Genomic DNA, 16,460 nt, shown 5'->3' with positions numbered 1-16,460 from the left:
CTCAGCTGTCCTCCGAGCTGGGGCGCGGCTTGCGCGCGGCGGGTCTGCGCGGGCTGCGGGACACGGGCGGGATGGGCGCGGGCGGGATGGGCGTGGCGGGCTCGGGGGCCGCGGGTGCGGGCGTGGTGGGGGCGGCGCCGTTCGACGCGGCCGTTTCGGCGGTGTGCGGCCCCGTCTCAGGCCCCGTCTCAGGGGCCGTCTCGGCCTCCATTTCCGGCGCGGGATCGGCCCAGGCTGCAAGCGCGGCCTCGAAGCCCCCGACCAGCGGGTCTTCGGTCACGTCCTCGGTGATCGGGCCCAGATCCAGCACCGCGCGGAACCGTTGCAAAAGCTCGAGCGTGCGCGGCGACATTTCCTCGATCGCGCCGGGGATGAACTGCACCACCGCTGCGGCCAGACGGCGTTCCTCGGGGGTGTTCAGCAGCAGCGGCAAGGTCTCGATGGCGCGCTCGGGCTCGTAGCTGGCGATCAACGTCTGTTCGTTGATGACCATCGCGCGATGCGCCGCGCCCAGCGACCGGAAGGGGTCATCGCGGGTCAGCACCCGGCTTGACCGTTCCAGCCGGTCGCGGCGCACGGTGCCGCGGCTGTCGGCCAGCAGGATCAGCATGCGGATCACGGCCTCGGCAAAGCCGCCGCGGTCGATGTTGAACAGCGCCGCCGTCACCTCGGGCAGGGCGCGCAGCTCGGCCCCGTCCTTGAGCGTGCGCCGCGCCTCGTGCGAGCGGCCGAAGGCGCGCGCCCAGGGGTTGCCCCACATCATGTGAAAGCCGATCTCGAAGCTCATGTCGCGCAGGTCGCGCCAGAGGTCGATGGCCTGTTCGGTGGTCTCGACCCAGAGCGCCTCGGCCGCCAGGAAGGGGTTGTCGGGGGCGGCGGGGCGGCGGGTCTCGCGCAGCTTCTCCGCAGCCGAGGCCAGCGGCCCCGTCGCCGGATTGCGCGAGGACATCAGCGCCCGGCTCAGCCGCTGGGGATGCAGCGCCCGCCCCATCTCGGCGACGCTGTCGGTGACCAGGCTGCGCAGGACCGGGCGCACCATCGCGTCATAGACCTGCGCCTGCACCTCGGAGGCGCGGGCCACGGCGGCAAAGGGGCGTTCGTCGTCATGCCCGTCGTCAAGCGCGCGGATATCGTCGAAGCTGCGCTCGGCGAAGCCCACGGTGAAATGGGTGTGCCCGTCGCGTTCCTCGACATCCTCGATGCGCATCTCGTAAAGGCCCGGCGCCAGCGCCTCGATGGTCTTGAGGGTCGAGGCCATCTCGGTGTGTTCCTTGCGCGCGATGCGCGAGGACACGAAGATGCCCAGGTGCCCCACCCGGTCGTGCACCATGTAGAGGATGCGCTGGCCGCGGATGCGGATTTCCGAGACATCGGCATAGGTCTCGACGATCCAGTTCAGCGCCTGCTGCGGAGGGGTGATGTTGTCGCCGTGGCTGGCAAAGACGATGATCGGCGCGCGGATCGCCTTGAGATCGACCGGCCGGCCCGGCTCGATCCGGGCCTCGTTCTTGACCAGGCGGTTGCCGACGAACAGTTGTTCGACGATCCAGCGGATTTCGGGCTCGGCCAGCAGGAAATACCCGCCCCACCAGCGCTCGAATTCCAGAAAGCCCGGGCCGGCGGTGTCGATATCGCGGAAGAGGTCGGTGTATTTGCGATAGAGCGTGCGCGCGGGGTTCATCATCTCGAAGTTCTGGACCAGATGCGCGCCGTCGAAGAGCCCGCCGCCCAGATCCGACAGGAACATCGGGATCCAGGTTCCGCCCAGAACGCCCGCGTTATAGCGCATCGGGTTTTCGCCCACGATGCCGGCCCAGGGGGCGACGGGGGCGCCGTTGACCACGACCGGGCCGGTCAGGTCGGGGTTGGTGGCCGCCAGCAAGAGCGCCGCCCAGCCGCCCTGGCAATTGCCGATGACCACGGGTTTCGAGGCCTCGGGGTGGCGGCGCATCACCTCGCGCACGAAGGCGGCTTCGGCGCGGGTCACGTAGGACAGGTATTGCCCCGGTTCGGGTTCGCGCCGGAAGGCCACGAAATAGACCGGGTGGCCGGCCCGGAGCGCCACGCCGACCTGGCTGTCGGTCTTGAAGCCGCCGATGCCGGGGCCGTGGCCGGCGCGCGGGTCGATCACCACATAGGGCCGGCGGCACGGGTTCACGACAACGCCCTCGGGCGGCAGGATGCGCAACAGCACGTAATTGGCCGGATGCGGCAGGTCGGCGCCGTCCATCACCACTTCGGTGTCATAGACCAGCACCGGCGGGCAGCCCGCGGCCTCGTGTTCCAGAAAGACATCGCCGCGCTGGCGCAGAACATCGGCTGTCAGCACCGCGCGTTCGGCCGCGTCGCGCAGGTAATCGGCCCAGAACAGGCCCAATTGTCCCGCGCTCAGTGCCGCGCCCATCGCCGTGCCGAGATCGCGCGCCGCGCCAAGCCCGGCTTGCGTGCGCGCCGAATGGGTGCGGGCGATGCGCTCGCCGTGGCGCGCGGCGGCCTGCATCAGGATGCGCGCGGTCGCGCCGGTCGCGGTCATCTCGTGCTGGGCGGCCTCGAAGGCGCGCGTCCCCGCGGCCATCGCGTCAAGTGCGGGGGCGGGCAGCGCGGGCTGGCGGGCGGGGTCGAAGATCTCGAACGCGTCGGGCATGGCGGGGCCTCCTCAGGCGGTGATGGAATAGCCGCCGTCGATATCGTGGATACCGCCGGTCAGGTTACGCGCCTCGGGGGCGGCAAGAAAGGCCGCCATCGCCCCCACGTCGTCGATCGTGGAAAGGTGATGGGTGGGCGCGCGCTGGGCCGCATCTTCGAGCAATTCGTCGAAATGGTCGATCCCCGAGGCCGCGCGCGTGGCCAGGGGGCCGGGCGAGAGCGCATGCACCCGGATCCCCGCGGGGCCCAGTTCGGCCGCGGCATAACGCACCACGCTTTCCAGCGCCGCCTTGACCGGCCCCATCATGTTGTAATGCGCCACGACCCGCGAGGCGCCGAAGAACGACACCGACAGGCAGGTGCCGCCGCCCGTCATCAGCGGTTCGGACAGCCGGATCAGACGCAGGAAGGAATGCACCGAGATATCCATCGCCAGCGCGAACCCCTCGGCCGAGCAATCGACCACGCGGCCGTGCAGATCGGCGCGCGGGGCGAAGGCAATGGAATGGACCAGCGTGTCGAGCCGCCCCCAGCGACCGGCCAGATCGGCAAAGAAGCTTTCGGCCGCGCCGGGCTGCGTCACGTCGAGCGGGCCCACGATCTCGGCCCCCAGGGCTTCGGCCAGCGGGCGGACATGGGGTTCGGCCTTGTCGTTCAGCCAGGTGACCGCCAGATCCGCGCCCTGGGCCCGCAGCGCCCGCGCGCAGCCCCAGGCGATGGAATGTTCATTGGCAATCCCGACGACAAGGGCCTTCTGACCTGCGAGTGAGAACATGCGCACACCTCCTGTTGTGCCCAGTCTTGCCCCGATCAGGTTTCAGTCCCGCGACGGTTCGGTGAAAAGGATGCAGGTGCAGCAATGCGCGGCGGCGGGGGCTGCGGACTGCCCATCTTCCGGGCGCCCGTGCTGCCGTTTCTGGCTGCGGGCTGCGGGCCGCGCGGGCGACGGGTGGCACGGGCGACGGGTGGCACGGGCGATGGGCGGGCAGGGCAGGCCCGTGTCAGGCGGCTGCGCGGCCGGGGTCGCCTGCGCCGTTGCAGAAATGCGCGCTGGCGGCGGCCAGGGCCTCGGCCTCTTCGGCCAGGCGTGCGCCGGTGCCTGCGGTCTCGATGAACATCGCGGCATTGGCCTGGGTGGTCTGGTCCAGCTGCGCGGTGGCGGTGGCGATCTCGGCAATCCCGCTCGATTGCTCCTTCGAGGCCGTGGCCAGCGCCGCGACGTTCTGCGAGATCAGGTCGATCTCGCTCAGGATGCTGGTCAGGGCCTCGCCCGCGCGGGTCACCAGATCGGCCCCGCTGCGGACATTGTCGCGGCTTTCGGAGATCAGCGCGCCGATCTCGCTGGCGGCGTCGGAGGCGCGCTGGGCCAGCGCCCGCACCTCGGAGGCGACGACGGCAAAGCCGCGCCCGGCCTCGCCCGCGCGCGCGGCCTCGACGCCTGCGTTCAGCGCCAGGAGGTTGGTCTGGAAGGAGATATCGTCGATCACCGACACGATCCGCGTGATCGCCTCGGACGAGGACGAGATCCGCTCCATCGCGCGCATGCTTTCGCCCACGATCTTCTGCGAAGACCGGGCGTGGTCGTGCACCTTGTGCGCGATGGCGGCGGTGTCCTGGGCGCGGGCGGCGCCGGCGTGGGCGCTTTCGGACAATTGGGCGATGGCCGCGGCGGTTTGCTCCAGCGTCGCGGCATTCTGTTCGGTGCGCCGGGCCAGCTCGTCGGTGGCCGAATTGAGCGTCTCGGTCTCGCGGCGGATGCTGCCGGTCGTGCCCTGGATCGAGGTGATGAGGTCGCACAGCACCGACATGGTGTTGTTGAAGTCGTGGCGCAGCCGCTCATAGCCTTCGGGGAATTGCGTCTCGATGCGGCCCGAAAGATCCCCCGCCGCCAGCCGACGCAGCGCCTCGGCCAGCGCCCCGACCACGGCCTCCTGCTCGGCGGTGCGGGCGGCGCGCTCGGCCTCGGCGGCTTCGGCCAGGCGGCGGCGTTCGGCATCCTCGGCGCGCTCGCGCTCCAGCGCCGCGCGCTGGCGTTCGGCCTCGCGCGCCATCTCGGCACGCTCGGCGGCCTGGCGCTGAGCTTCGGCGGCGGCGCGTTCGCGTGCCCGCGTCTCGGCGGCGGTGCGGCTTTCCTCGGCCATGCGGCGGTTTTCCAGGATGTTGTCACGAAAGATCACCAGCGCCTCGAGAACCGCGCCGATCTCGCCGCGGCGGCGGGGCATGTCGTCAAGCGCCGAGGTGTCGCCCTCGGCCAGCCGGTGGGTGCGCGCCGCCAGGTTGCGCAGCGGCACCACGACGCCGCGGCGCACCAGAAGGACGGACAGCACCACCACGACCAGGCCGACCGCCATGATCCGTTGCAGCCAGACCATCGCGCGGGCGATATGGGCGGCCATGCCCTCGGCCTTGCCCGACAGTTGATCGAGCGCGGCATCCCCCGCCGCCGCCGACAGGCTGGCCAGCGCCTCGACATTGCGCAGGGCGCGGGTGGACAGCTCACGCGTTTGCAGCGCCAGTGCCAGCTGCCCGCGGCGCATCGCGGCCAGCCCCTGTGCGGGGCTGGTCAACGCCAGCAGGCGGTCGCGGTGCTGCGGGCTTTTGCGTGGAACCGATTGCGCCAGCCGCTGGCCCGCCTGCGACAGCTTATTGGCGCGGTGCTCGAAGGCGGTCAGGTCGGTTTCCGCCAGCGTGCGGATCATTTCCGAACGCAGCCGCATCACGTCCTTGGGGTTGTAATCGTTGAACCCCATCGTGACCGTGGCCACGGCGGCGTCGATATCCTGAAGGGCGGCGTTCAGAATGTCCTGGGCGACCATCTCCTTGCGGCGAAGCGCGGCCAGTTCGGCGATATCGTCCGACAGCCCCTCGAGGCGGGCGCCGATCTCGGGGGCGCGCGGGCCGGTCATGTTGGCGCTCAGCCCGGCAAAGACGGCCACCTTTTCTTCGGCGGCCAGGCGCGCGGTCTCAAGTCCTTCGGGCTGATCGGCGCCCAGCATCTCGGCAAAGGCCTGCGGCAGCGACGCCACCCGCGCGACCACCGCCGAATTGTCGCGCAAGGCGGGGATCTGGGTCTGGCGCAGATCCTGCATATGGTCGCGGAAGCCTGCGAAATCCTGCCACGACAGGCCGCCGCCCAGCCCCAGCATGAGCCCCAGCGCCAGGATGCAGGCCCCGATCCGCAGCGCCACCGATGCCCAGATCTCATGTGCCCAGGTCATTGCCAATCTCCCCCGAAGCGAAAGTGCATTCGTCATCGCCGCCCCGGCCGCGGCAGCATGAAACGCGTGTCGGCCGTGGGTATCTTGATGCCCGAAAAAGGGTGAACGGGGTCTGAAACGTGGCGGCTGTCCGGCGCGCAAGACGTGCATCGGGGGGATTTCTTGCGAAAAGTCGCGGGCATTCGTCATGCAAGTTTCGCGCGCGGTGAACGATTTGTTCACCCCGTTTTGCGGGGGGGGGGATTCGGCCTGCGGGGGGCTCAGAGAAGGTCGGCCCGGCCGATATCGGCCAGCGCAAAGTCGATCAACGCGCGGACCTTGCGCGGCAGGACGCGGCCTTCCAGATAGACCGCGCTGATCGGGCTGGATTGCCCGCCGAATCGTTCAAGGACCGGCACCAGCTGGCCCTGCGCCAGCGCCCCCGTCAGCGCAAAGCGCGGGGCATGCGCGATGCCATGCCCCGCGATGGCCAGCGCCGCCGCCGCGCGTGCCGAATTGACGTGGAAGCGGCCCTCGACCTCGACCACATGTTCGGCGGTATCGGTCGCAAAGCGCCAGCGCCGCGGCTGGCGGCGGTTGGTGTCCACGATGCACAGGTGCCGTGTCAGATCCTGGGGCGTCTGCGGGGTGCCATGCGCGGCCAGATAGGCGGGGCTTGCCACCGCGATCGAGCGGATGTCGCCCAGCTTGCGCGCCTTGAGCGAGAGCATCTCGGACCGCCCGATGCGGAAGGCCAGGTCGATCCCCTCACGTGCCAGATCGACGAAGCCGTCGCCCAGGCGCAGATCGAACTTCAGGCCGGGATGGGCCTCGGCAAAGCGGCCCAGCATGGCGCCGACATAGATCTCGCCGAAGGTCACCGGCGCCGAGATCCGCAGCATGCCCGACAGCCCGCGCGCATCTTCCGAGACCTCGGCCAGCAGGTCGTCGAGATCATCCAGAAGGGCGGGTGCACGGGCCAGCAGATCCGCCCCCGCCGGTGTCAGCCCGACGCGCCGCGTGGTGCGCTGGAGCAGCCGCACGCCCAGCCGGCCTTCCAGATCGGCCACGTATTTCGAGGTCAGCCGGTTCGACACGCCCAGCTGGTCGGCCGCGGCCGTGAACGAGCCCGTCTGCGCGGTGGCCACGAAGGCGCGGAGTTCATCGACAAGATCCATCGCGCCAGATTGAGAACATATTGACGATAGTCAATCCGATAATTCGCCATTTTGTTGAATATGTGCAGGCCGTATCCCTGTTGCAGGACAGGCGGCGCGGGTGCCGCCGAACGAACACAGAAGGATTACGCACATGAAGATCGCCATCATCGGAACGGGCAATGTGGGCACGGGGCTGGCCGGGGCGCTGGCCGCCGCCGGGCACGAGGTCCAGCCGCTGGGCCATGGCGACGACCTGGCCCCGGCGGTCGCCGCGGCCGAGATCGTCATTCTGGCCACCCCCTATGGTGCCGCCGCCGATCTGGCCGGGCGCGCCGATTTCACCGGCAAGCTGGTGATCGACGTGTCGAACCCGATCAGCGCCGATTTCGCGGGCCTTGTCGTCGGCCATGACAGCTCGGCCGCCGAGGAGATCGCGGCCCTTCTGCCCGGCGCTAAGGTCGCCAAGGCCTTCAACACCATCTTCGCGGGCCATTACGCCACCGGCCTGCGGATCGACGGCCAGCCGCTCCAGACCTTCGTGGCGGCCGATGACGCGGGCGTGCGCGCCAGGGTCAAGGCGCTGGCCGAGGGGATCGGGCTGGTCGCGGTCGATGCCGGGCCGCTGCGCAATGCCCGCGCGCTCGAGCCGCTGGGCTTTCTGAACATCCAGCTTGGCTATGCGCTGGGCCTGGGCACTGGCATCGCGCCGCACTGGCAGATCGCCGCCTGAGCCCGTCCCGACCGATCCCCTCTCTCGAAAGGAACATGACATGACCACCACGACCCCTGCCGATCATGCCGCCACCCTCCTGCGCGTCTCGAGCGGCGCGCTGTTTCTGGCCCACGGCCTTCTGAAGGTGAATGTCTTCACCATCGCCGGAACGGTCAGCTTCTTCGAAAGCCTCGGGCTGCCGGGCTTCCTGGCCTATCTGATCATCCTGGCCGAGCTGCTGGGCGGGCTGGCGCTGATCCTGGGCGTGGCCACGCGTCTGGTGGCGCTGGCGCTGGTGCCGGTCCTTCTGGGCGCGACCTGGGTGCATGCCGGCAATGGCTGGCTGTTCTCGGGTGCGGGCGGCGGCTGGGAATTCCCGGTCTTCTGGACGGTGGTTCAGATCGCCATCGCGCTTCTGGGCAGCGGCAGGGCTGCCTTGCGCATTCCCGCGCTGAACCGGGTGCTGGGCCAGTTCGCCTGATCCGCGCAGATCCCCTCGCGCAGGCCGCGCCCCTTGCGGCCTGCGCTCCGCCTTCGCCGAAAGGAGCGTGACATGACTTCCCCCCGGACCCTTGACGCCCTGCGCGACAGGCTCTCCCCCTCGGACCGGATGCCGCTGGTCTTTCTGGGGCACGGCAGCCCGATGAACGCCATCGAGGACAATGCCTACAGCCGCGCCTGGAGCGCGCTGGGTCAGGCCCTGCCGCGGCCGCAGGCGATCCTGGTCGTCTCGGCGCATTGGATGAGCCGGGGCACCACGCTGGTGGATATCTCGCGCCATCCGCGCACCATCCACGACTTCTACGGCTTTCCCGAGGCGCTGTTCGCGCAGCGCTATCCCGCCCCCGGCGCCCCCGATCTGGCGCGCGAGATCGGCGCGCTGCTGGCCCGCCATCACGCGCAGACCGATGACGAATGGGGCCTTGATCACGGCGCCTGGACGGTGCTGAAATATCTCTATCCCGACGCCGATGTGCCGGTGTTTCAGGTGTCGGTGGACATGTCGCGCGGGCTTGCGCATCAGCTCGAGATCGGGCGGGTTCTGGCCGGGCTGCGCGACCGCGGCGTCCTGATCCTGGGGTCGGGCAATGTGGTGCATAACCTGCGCGCGGTCAGTTGGGGGGCGAAGGAGAAACCCCATGATTTCGCGCTGGAGTTCGACCGGATGTTCGCGGACCGGCTGAGTGACCGCGATCTTGCCGCCCTGACCGACCGCGCCCGTCTGGGCCCGCTTCTGGACATGGCGCACCCCTCGGTCGATCATTACCTGCCCGCGCTGACCGTCGCCGGTGCCGCCGATGCGGGCGACGATCTGACCTTCATGACCGATGCGATCGACCTGGGCTCGATCTCGATGCGGTCCTTCGTCTTCCACGCCCGCTGAGAAAAGAGAGAGATCCCATGCTTGTTGACGGAAAGTGGCAGGACGCCTGGAAACCCGTGCAGAAGGCCGACGACAAGGGCCGCTTCGTGCGCCAGGTGTCGAGCTTTCGCAACTGGATCACGCCCGACGGCCGCCCCGGTCCCACCGGCACGGGGGGCTTTGCAGCCGAGGCCGGGCGCTATCGGCTCTATGTCGCGCTGATCTGCCCCTGGGCCTCGCGGGCGCTGATCGCGCGCAAGCTCAAGGGCCTTGCCGATCTGATCCCGGTGACGGTGGTCGATCCGGTCATGTCCGATCAGGGCTGGCGTTTCGGGGGTGCACCGGGGGCCGATGCCGACCCGCTGTTCGGCGCGGAATATCTGCACCAGATCTACACCCGCGCCGACCCGCATTTCACCGGCCGCGCCACGGTGCCGGTGCTGTGGGACATGAAGCAGGGCGTGATGGTCAACAACGAAAGCGCCGACATCCTGCGCATGTTCGACACCGCCTTCGAAGGGCTGGTGCCGTCGGATCTGCGTCTTTATCCGCAAGACCTTGCCGCCGAGATCGACGCGCTGAACGCCGAGATCTATGACAGCCTCAACAACGGCGTCTACAAGGCCGGCTTCGCCAGCACCCAGGCCGCCTATGACGAGGCGGTCGCGGGCGTCTTTGCCACGCTCGATGCGCTCGAGACGCGGCTGGCGGGGCCCTTCGTCTTCGGCGACCGGCTGACCGAGACCGACATCCGGCTGTTCGTCACGCTGATCCGGTTCGACGCGGCCTATCACGGGCTGTTCAAGACCAACCGCCGCCAGATTGCCGATTACCCGCGCCTTTCGGCCTATCTGGCGCGGATGCTGGCGGTGCCGGGTCTGCGCGAGACGGTGGACATGGACCACATCACCCGCGGCTATTACGCGATCAAGGCGCTCAACCCGACCGGCATCGTGCCGACGGGGCCTGCGCATGTGGCGCGGCTGATGGTTCAGGCGGACTGACGGCGCGCGGGCAGGGGGCTGGGCAGGGGCTGGTGCACGGGCTGATGCACGGGCCCTGCGACCGAAGCACTCAGGTATTTCAAAATATACATCCAAGATGTTTGTTATTTTGGCAAGGCGCCCTATGTTCGCCTCTATACAGCGGTCGTGTCCTGTCCCGGCATGCGGGGACGGCGCCTATGTCGCGCCCTTGTCTCGCGCGCGCGCCCCGTGGCCGCCGCGGCAGGCCGATCGCCCAGCTGATGTGCGAAGGATGCCGACATGTTCCGGACGTTATTGCTTTCCGCCCTGCTTCTGGGCGGGGCCGGTGCCGCCCAGGCCGAAGAGCCGGCGGACTTTCCCGACACCGAAAGCTGCCTGAAGGCGGCGCGGTCGGACAGCGCGCGGCGCGCCTGTATCGGCGTGTCCGCCAAGGCCTGTCGGGCGGCGCTGCCCAACCCCAATCCGCTGGACAAGGCCCTGTGCATCAATGCCGAAACCGAATGGTGGCAGGACCAGCTTGCCTTGGCCTATGACCGGATGATGAAACATGCCGCGACGCTGGATGCCCGGCACCTGGACATGATCGCGCGCGGCGCGCCGCGCCTGACCGACGATCTGGTCGAGATCCAGGACGCCTGGAAGGACTGGACCGAGTGGCGCTGCACCTTCGATTCGATGCTGCTGCGCGGCGAGCCCCGGCGCATGGTCGTCGTGGCCGATTGCATGTTGCAACAGACCGCCGGCCAGACGCTGCTGCTTGAACGCGGCGCCAATTATCACCGTTGAACCAGGAAAGACCCAGATGCGCATTGCTGTCGCCAGCCAGAACTTCCGGACCGTGACCTCGCATGTCGGGCGCACGCGCCGGTTCTTCCTTTTCGAAGCCGAGCCGGGCGCGCCCGTCCGCGAGGTGGGCCGCCTTGACCTGCCCAAGGGCATGGCGCTGCACGATTACAAGGGGGACGGCCCGCACCCGCTCTACGAGGTCGATGCGGTCATCGCCGCCAGCGTGGGCGAGGGCTTTGCCCGGCGCATGTCGATGCGCGGGATCGCGGCCGCGGCCACGTCCGAGCCCGATCCGGTGGCGGCCGCCCAGGCCTTCGTGGAAGGCCGCCTGCCGCCCGGCGCCCCGCACGAGCACGACCATACGCATGGGCATGACCACGGGGACGGCTGCGATCACGGCTGAGCCCCGGCGCCGCGCGGGCGAGGGGCCTTGCGCGGCGCGCTTGCGAGGGGGGGGGCGCTCACATTCGCGTCAGGGGCTCCGAAAGGGCGCATTTCATATTCATATATTAAAGATATACATTATATTTTCCCTGTTCGAAATTCGCATCGAAAAGGGAGAGCCCATGTTCAAGACCCTCAAGATCATCCCCCTTGCGCTGATGCTGGCGGGCACGCCGGCCTTGGCCAAGGATGTGTGGAAGCTGGCCACCGTGGTTACCGACGCCGATCCGCAGACCCAGCTGATGAGCATGATCCTGACGCATCAGGCGCTCGATCGCGGGGTCGAGACCCGCATCCTTCTGTGCGGTGCGGCGGCCGATATCGCGCTCAGGGACGCCCCCGAGTCCGCCACCGCGCCCCAGCCGCCGAAAGGCGCCAGTCCGCGGGGGCTCTTGCAAACCGCGATCGAAAAGGGCGCGAAAGCCGAGGTCTGCGCGCTCTATCTGCCGGGCAAGGGCCTTGCGCCCCAGGCGCTGATGGACGGCGTCACCGTCGCCCAACCCCCGGCCATGGCCGAAGTGCTGCTGGAAAGCGGCACCCGCGTCTGGTCGTTCTGATCAAGGCGCACCGGGCGGGGCGCGATCCCCGGCCCGGTGCGCTCTGAGCTGTTCCCCATCTCCTGGACCGTTTCCGGGATGATGTAAGCTCTCCGCCGCTTCTGGCCGGTTTCGATCTGGTTGAATGAGACAACGGCGGGCCGCTGTCGTGCCGCTTTACACGCGTCACCGCGTCGGGTCGTGCCCGCGCTTTTGAAGTTTGCCGCAGCACCTACGCCGTCGCCGCCTGACGCAAGTTCCCTTAAGTGCCAAGGGCAACTACCGTCCCTACGGGGGCTGCTTTTTTCTTGCGGCACGACTTGTTCGCCGTAGCGTTCGCTCATTTCGTTCAGCATTCGCTTTAGTTCGCCCGTCCTGCTAGGGTCACCGCCGTCTCAACCCTGCGCCTCTACCTCACCTGCCGACAGTGCGGGCACCATGGCAGCATCCGCCTGCGCGAGCTTGCAGAGCGCACGCAGGATCGCTACGCGCGCTTGATCGCGCGCGCGAGCGGCGCGGCATCTGGGCGAGCGATTTCGTGATGCCTTGGGATTGGCGCAGGGGGCGAAGGTGATCCGGACGAGCGCCGCTCTAGTCGCCGTGCTGGGCATGACCCGCGTGCACGCATTTGCGGACGACGCCAGCGCGCGTGAGCCGCTCTTGCCTCTTCGTGTGGCGTCTTCCTATTCCTGTAGCCCCAGGAAGATGGGCTCGCAGATCGGGAGCTGCGCGGAAGCTCGGTGGCTGCTGGCTAACTGCAGCTGGGGCGGACGGCTGGATCGGGACAAGGACGGTGTCCCCTGCGAGAGCATTTGTCGGGGGCGCTGACGATCTGGGCGGATAGCTGCCGTTCGCTGCAGAGGCGAAGCAGCTCGCCAAGATCTGGAAGCGCTGCCATTCGCAGCGCTCACGGGCGGCCGTCGCCTCGATCTTTCATCAGAGATTCGCTGTGCTATGCCCGAGCGGCGGGAATGCGCAGATAGCGATCGGCGCAAACTGGGTGCCGCCGTGAGGGATGAAGAGCGATGTCGGCCAGAGATGGTATTCGCCATTGTGCGCGTCGCCGCTGTGCAGTTTTCGCCAGACCTGCCATTCGCCGTATACGAGAGAGATACGCTCCCTGATGGTGGTCCGCAGCGCGGGACTCGTCGCCTTTCGGCCCTGCGCCTTGGTTGGCCTCAGGCCGTCTCTTTCAGCCCGGATTGCCGGAACCCAAGCTGTTGGGGGGCGCGCGCCATTCCGGCCCGAACAGGATCGGAACCGAAAAGAAGCAGATCGACGGCGGCGGCCGGGGTGAGCCTGACCGAAAGCATGGCGATGTGGCCCGGTTCCTCGGTCTCCGGTCTCTGTATCGGTCATCGCGACAGCATTTTTTCGGCGTCGGCAAGGTCGAGCGCGACCAGGTCGAGGATTACGCGCCCCGCAAGGGCATGGAGGTGGACGAGGCCGAGCGCTGGCTAGCCCCGGTGCTGAACTACGTCCCGGGCGCAACACCTCGTGAAGTGGCCGTCCAAGAATACCACATATTGACAGGTGGCGCGATTCGATGCCTATTGGTTGCGTCATGGTTTTCCGGGGCGACTCGGAAACGAAAGAGGGAAGCCGGTGCGGACCCGTCAGGTCCAAATCCGGCGCTGCCCCCGCAACTGTGAGCGGCGAGCGACGCTGAATACGCCACTGGGACACGTCCCGGGAAGGCCAGCCAAGCAAAGACCCGCAAGTCAGGAGACCTGCCGTGACGGACGACGACAACCAGAGGCGGAGGGCCTCGGGGTGCGTGTGCGATCCGCGGCGGGCTGACCCGCCGCCATGGCTCTCGTGTCCCCAGGCCCGACCGGAAACGGCAGACAATGGGGCGAGAGATGACCATCACCGTCTATTCCAAACCGGCCTGCGTGCAGTGCACGGCCACGACACGCGCGCTTGAGGCGCGTGGGCTGAGCTTTGAGGTGATCGACCTGACCGAGGACGACGCGGCGATGAGCCACGTGACCGAGCTCGGCTATCGCCAGGCGCCGGTCGTCATCGCGGGCGAGGATCACTGGGCGGGGTTCCGCCCCGACCTGATCGGCCGGCTGGCCTGACGGCGATGGGCGGGCTCGTCTTCTATTCCTCCGCGTCAGGCAATACCGCGCGCTTCGTCGCAGCCCTCGGCCTGTCGGCGGCGCGCATTCCGATCCGCGCCGAGTATGCGATGCCCCGCCCGGACGGCCTCTTCGTGCTGATCTGCCCGACCTATGCCGATGGGACGGGCCGGGGCGCCGTGCCGAAACAGGTGATCCGGTTTCTCAACGATCCCGGCACCCGCGGCCGCCTGAAGGGCGTGATCGCCAGCGGCAACCGCAATTTCGGCGCATTCTTCGCGGCCTCGGGCGAGGTCATCGCCCGCAAATGCGCCGTTCCGGTGCTCTACCGGTTCGAACTGGCCGGCACCGAGGCCGACATCGCCCGCGTCCGCGCGGGGCTTGCAGAGTTCTGGAGGACGGAATGCTCGACCACGGCCTGAAGGACGCGCCGACGCTCGACTACCACGCGCTGAACGCGATGCTGAACCTCTATGACGAGGACGGGCGCATCCGTTTCGACGCCGACCGCATGGCCGCGCGGCAGTATTTCCTGCAACACGTCAACCAGAACACGGTGTTCTTCCACAGCCTCGACGAAAAGCTCGGCTATCTGGTGGACGAAGGCTATTACGAGTCCGGGCTTCTCGACCAGTATTCGAAGACCTTTCTCGCGGCGATCTGGGATGCGGCCTATGCGCGGAAGTTCCGCTTCCCCACCTTCCTCGGCGCGTTCAAATATTACACCTCCTACACGCTCAAGACCCGCGACGGGCAGCGCTATCTGGAACGCTACGAAGACCGCGTGGTGATGGTGGCCCTTGCGCTGGCACGTGGCGACGAGGCGCTGGCGATGCGGTTGATGGAAGAGATCATCTCGGGCCGCTTCCAGCCCGCGACGCCGACCTTCCTGAACGCCGGCAAGAAAAGCCGGGGCGAATTGATCTCGTGCTTCCTGCTGCGTGTCGAGGACAACATGGAGTCAATCGGCCGGGCGATCAATTCCGCGCTGCAACTGTCCAAACGCGGCGGCGGGGTGGCCCTGATGCTGACCAACATCCGCGAGCATGGCGCCCCCATCAAGGGGATCGAGAACCAGTCCTCGGGCGTGATCCCGGTGATGAAACTCTTGGAGGACTCGTTCAGTTACGCCAACCAGTTGGGCGCACGGCAGGGGGCGGGGGCGGTCTATCTGAACGCCCACCACCCCGATATCCTGCGTTTCCTCGACACCAAGCGCGAGAATGCCGACGAGAAGATCCGGATCAAGACGCTGTCGCTGGGTGTCGTTATTCCCGACATCACCTTCGAACTGGCGAAACGCAACGAGGAGATGTACCTCTTTTCGCCCCATGACGTCGAGCGCGTCTATGGCGTCCCGTTCTCGGACATCTCGGTGAGCGAGAAATACGACGAGATGGTCGACGACAAGCGCATCAGGAAAAGCAAAATCAACGCGCGCGACTTCTTCCAGACGCTGGCCGAGATCCAGTTCGAAAGCGGCTATCCCTATATCATGTTCGAGGACACGGTGAACCGTGCGAACCCGGTGGCGGGGCGGATCGCCATGTCGAACCTGTGTTCGGAAATCCTGCAGGTGAACGAGGCGTCGGACTTCGAGGATGACCTGAGCTATCGCCACCTCGGCACCGATATTTCCTGTAACCTCGGCTCGCTGAACATCGCGGCCACGATGGACGGGCCGGATTTCGGGGCGACGGTTGAAACCGCGATCCGGGCCCTGACCGCGGTATCGGAAATGTCCGCCATCGACAGCGTCCCCTCGATCCGCCGCGGCAATGACGAGGCACATGCCGTTGGCCTGGGTCAGATGAACCTGCACGGGTTCCTGGCCCGCGAGCGCATCCACTACGGCAGCGCGCAAGGCATCGACTTCACCCGGGTCTATTTCGCGGCCGTGGCCTATCACGCGCTGCGCGCCTCGAACGCGCTGGCGCGAGAAAAGGGGCAGAGCTTCGTCGGTTTCGAGCGCTCGAAATACGCCGATGGCACGTTCTTCGAGAAATACGTCACCCGCGACTGGCTGCCCGAGACCGACGCCGTACGCGCTCTTTTCGAGCGGTTCGGGGTCGAATTGCCGACGCGGGGGCATTGGGCGGCGCTGCGCGATGCCGTGATGCAGGACGGGCTTTACAACCGGAACCTGCAGGCGGTGCCACCCACCGGCTCGATCAGCTACATCAATAATTCCACCTCTTCGATCCACCCGATCGTTTCGAAAATCGAGATCCGCAAGGAGGGCAAGATCGGCCGCGTCTACTATCCCGCGCCGTTCATGACCAACGACAACCTCGACTACTACCGCGACGCCTACGAGATCGGACCGGAGGCGATCATCGACACCTATGCCGCCGCGACCGAGCATGTCGACCAGGGCCTGTCGCTGACCCTGTTCTTCCCGGCCGAGGCCACGACGCGCGATATCAATCGCGCCCAGATCCTCGCCTGGAAGAAGGGGATCAAGACCATCTACTACGTTCGCCTGCGCCAGCCCCCCCTGAGCGGGACCGAGGTGCAGGGCTGCGTTTCCTGCTCGCTGTGAGGCC

The 16,460-nt window shown here is 67.7% G+C and carries 14 protein-coding genes, 1 pseudogene and 1 riboswitch; of the genes and pseudogenes, 11 read left to right on the top strand and 4 right to left on the bottom strand.

Annotation, left to right across the window (positions count from 1 at the left end; genetic code table 11):
- Position 1 precedes the first annotated feature (1 nt).
- The 4 genes from BW949_RS02485 to BW949_RS02470 form a co-directional block, all read right to left on the bottom strand.
- Positions 2-2,644, bottom strand: a complete 2,643-nt coding sequence (locus BW949_RS02485) for a DUF3141 domain-containing protein (RefSeq protein WP_076363314.1) — start codon at positions 2,642-2,644, stop codon at positions 2-4.
- Positions 2,645-2,656: 12 nt separating this feature from the next.
- Positions 2,657-3,421 carry an enoyl-ACP reductase FabI gene (gene fabI / locus BW949_RS02480; protein WP_076363313.1) on the bottom strand — a complete coding sequence of 255 codons (765 nt, stop codon included), beginning with the start codon at positions 3,419-3,421 and terminating at the stop codon, positions 2,657-2,659.
- A gap of 226 nt (positions 3,422-3,647) precedes the next feature.
- Complete coding sequence (locus BW949_RS02475; RefSeq protein WP_076363312.1) at positions 3,648-5,864, bottom strand: methyl-accepting chemotaxis protein; 2,217 nt, start codon at positions 5,862-5,864, stop codon at positions 3,648-3,650.
- A 260-nt stretch (positions 5,865-6,124) separates the two neighbouring features.
- The gene (locus BW949_RS02470) at positions 6,125-7,021 is read right to left on the bottom strand and encodes a LysR family transcriptional regulator (RefSeq protein ID WP_076363311.1); all 897 of its coding nucleotides are present in this window, start codon (positions 7,019-7,021) and stop codon (positions 6,125-6,127) included.
- Between the two features lie 133 nt (positions 7,022-7,154).
- Between BW949_RS02470 and BW949_RS02465 the strand changes: the two genes are divergently transcribed.
- From BW949_RS02465 to nrdE, 11 genes and pseudogenes are all read left to right on the top strand, one after another.
- Complete coding sequence (locus tag BW949_RS02465; RefSeq protein WP_076363310.1) at positions 7,155-7,733, top strand: NADPH-dependent F420 reductase; 579 nt, start codon at positions 7,155-7,157, stop codon at positions 7,731-7,733.
- A 40-nt stretch (positions 7,734-7,773) separates the two neighbouring features.
- Entirely contained in the window at positions 7,774-8,196 is a 423-nt protein-coding gene (locus tag BW949_RS02460; protein WP_076363309.1) for a DoxX family protein, read from the top strand.
- 72 nt (positions 8,197-8,268) lie between these two features.
- Complete coding sequence (gene ygiD / locus BW949_RS02455) at positions 8,269-9,099, top strand: 4,5-DOPA-extradiol-dioxygenase (protein ID WP_076363308.1); 831 nt, start codon at positions 8,269-8,271, stop codon at positions 9,097-9,099.
- Between the two features lie 17 nt (positions 9,100-9,116).
- Positions 9,117-10,082 (top strand): glutathione S-transferase family protein, encoded by a 966-nt coding sequence (locus BW949_RS02450; protein WP_076363307.1) that lies wholly within the window; start codon positions 9,117-9,119, stop codon positions 10,080-10,082.
- 261 nt (positions 10,083-10,343) lie between these two features.
- On the top strand, positions 10,344-10,850 hold the full coding sequence (locus BW949_RS02445; RefSeq protein ID WP_076363306.1) for a lysozyme inhibitor LprI family protein: 507 nt from the start codon (positions 10,344-10,346) through the stop codon (positions 10,848-10,850).
- Positions 10,851-10,866: 16 nt separating this feature from the next.
- Entirely contained in the window at positions 10,867-11,253 is a 387-nt protein-coding gene (locus tag BW949_RS02440; RefSeq protein WP_076363305.1) for a NifB/NifX family molybdenum-iron cluster-binding protein, read from the top strand.
- Positions 11,254-11,416: 163 nt separating this feature from the next.
- The gene (locus tag BW949_RS02435; RefSeq protein WP_076363304.1) at positions 11,417-11,851 is read left to right on the top strand and encodes a DsrE family protein; all 435 of its coding nucleotides are present in this window, start codon (positions 11,417-11,419) and stop codon (positions 11,849-11,851) included.
- Positions 11,852-13,111: 1,260 nt separating this feature from the next.
- Positions 13,112-13,314 (top strand): annotated as a pseudogene (locus BW949_RS17280) (vitamin B12 dependent-methionine synthase activation domain-containing protein); the annotation flags it as partial.
- 64 nt (positions 13,315-13,378) lie between these two features.
- Positions 13,379-13,582: riboswitch (cobalamin riboswitch) on the top strand.
- A gap of 110 nt (positions 13,583-13,692) precedes the next feature.
- Positions 13,693-13,914, top strand: a complete 222-nt coding sequence (nrdH, locus tag BW949_RS02425; protein ID WP_076363303.1) for a glutaredoxin-like protein NrdH — start codon at positions 13,693-13,695, stop codon at positions 13,912-13,914.
- A gap of 5 nt (positions 13,915-13,919) precedes the next feature.
- Entirely contained in the window at positions 13,920-14,336 is a 417-nt protein-coding gene (gene nrdI, locus BW949_RS02420; protein ID WP_076363302.1) for a class Ib ribonucleoside-diphosphate reductase assembly flavoprotein NrdI, read from the top strand.
- Positions 14,318-16,456, top strand: coding sequence for a class 1b ribonucleoside-diphosphate reductase subunit alpha (gene nrdE, locus BW949_RS02415; protein ID WP_076363301.1), 2,139 nt, complete (start codon positions 14,318-14,320; stop codon positions 16,454-16,456). The genes nrdI and nrdE overlap by 19 nt, the downstream gene beginning before the upstream one ends.
- Positions 16,457-16,460 lie beyond the last annotated feature (4 nt).

The organism is Phaeovulum vinaykumarii, from assembly GCF_900156695.1.
Classification (GTDB): domain Bacteria; phylum Pseudomonadota; class Alphaproteobacteria; order Rhodobacterales; family Rhodobacteraceae; genus Bieblia_A; species Bieblia_A vinaykumarii.
The sequence above is the reverse complement of the archived record's forward strand: the minus strand, read 5'-3'. Positions and strand labels throughout refer to the sequence as shown.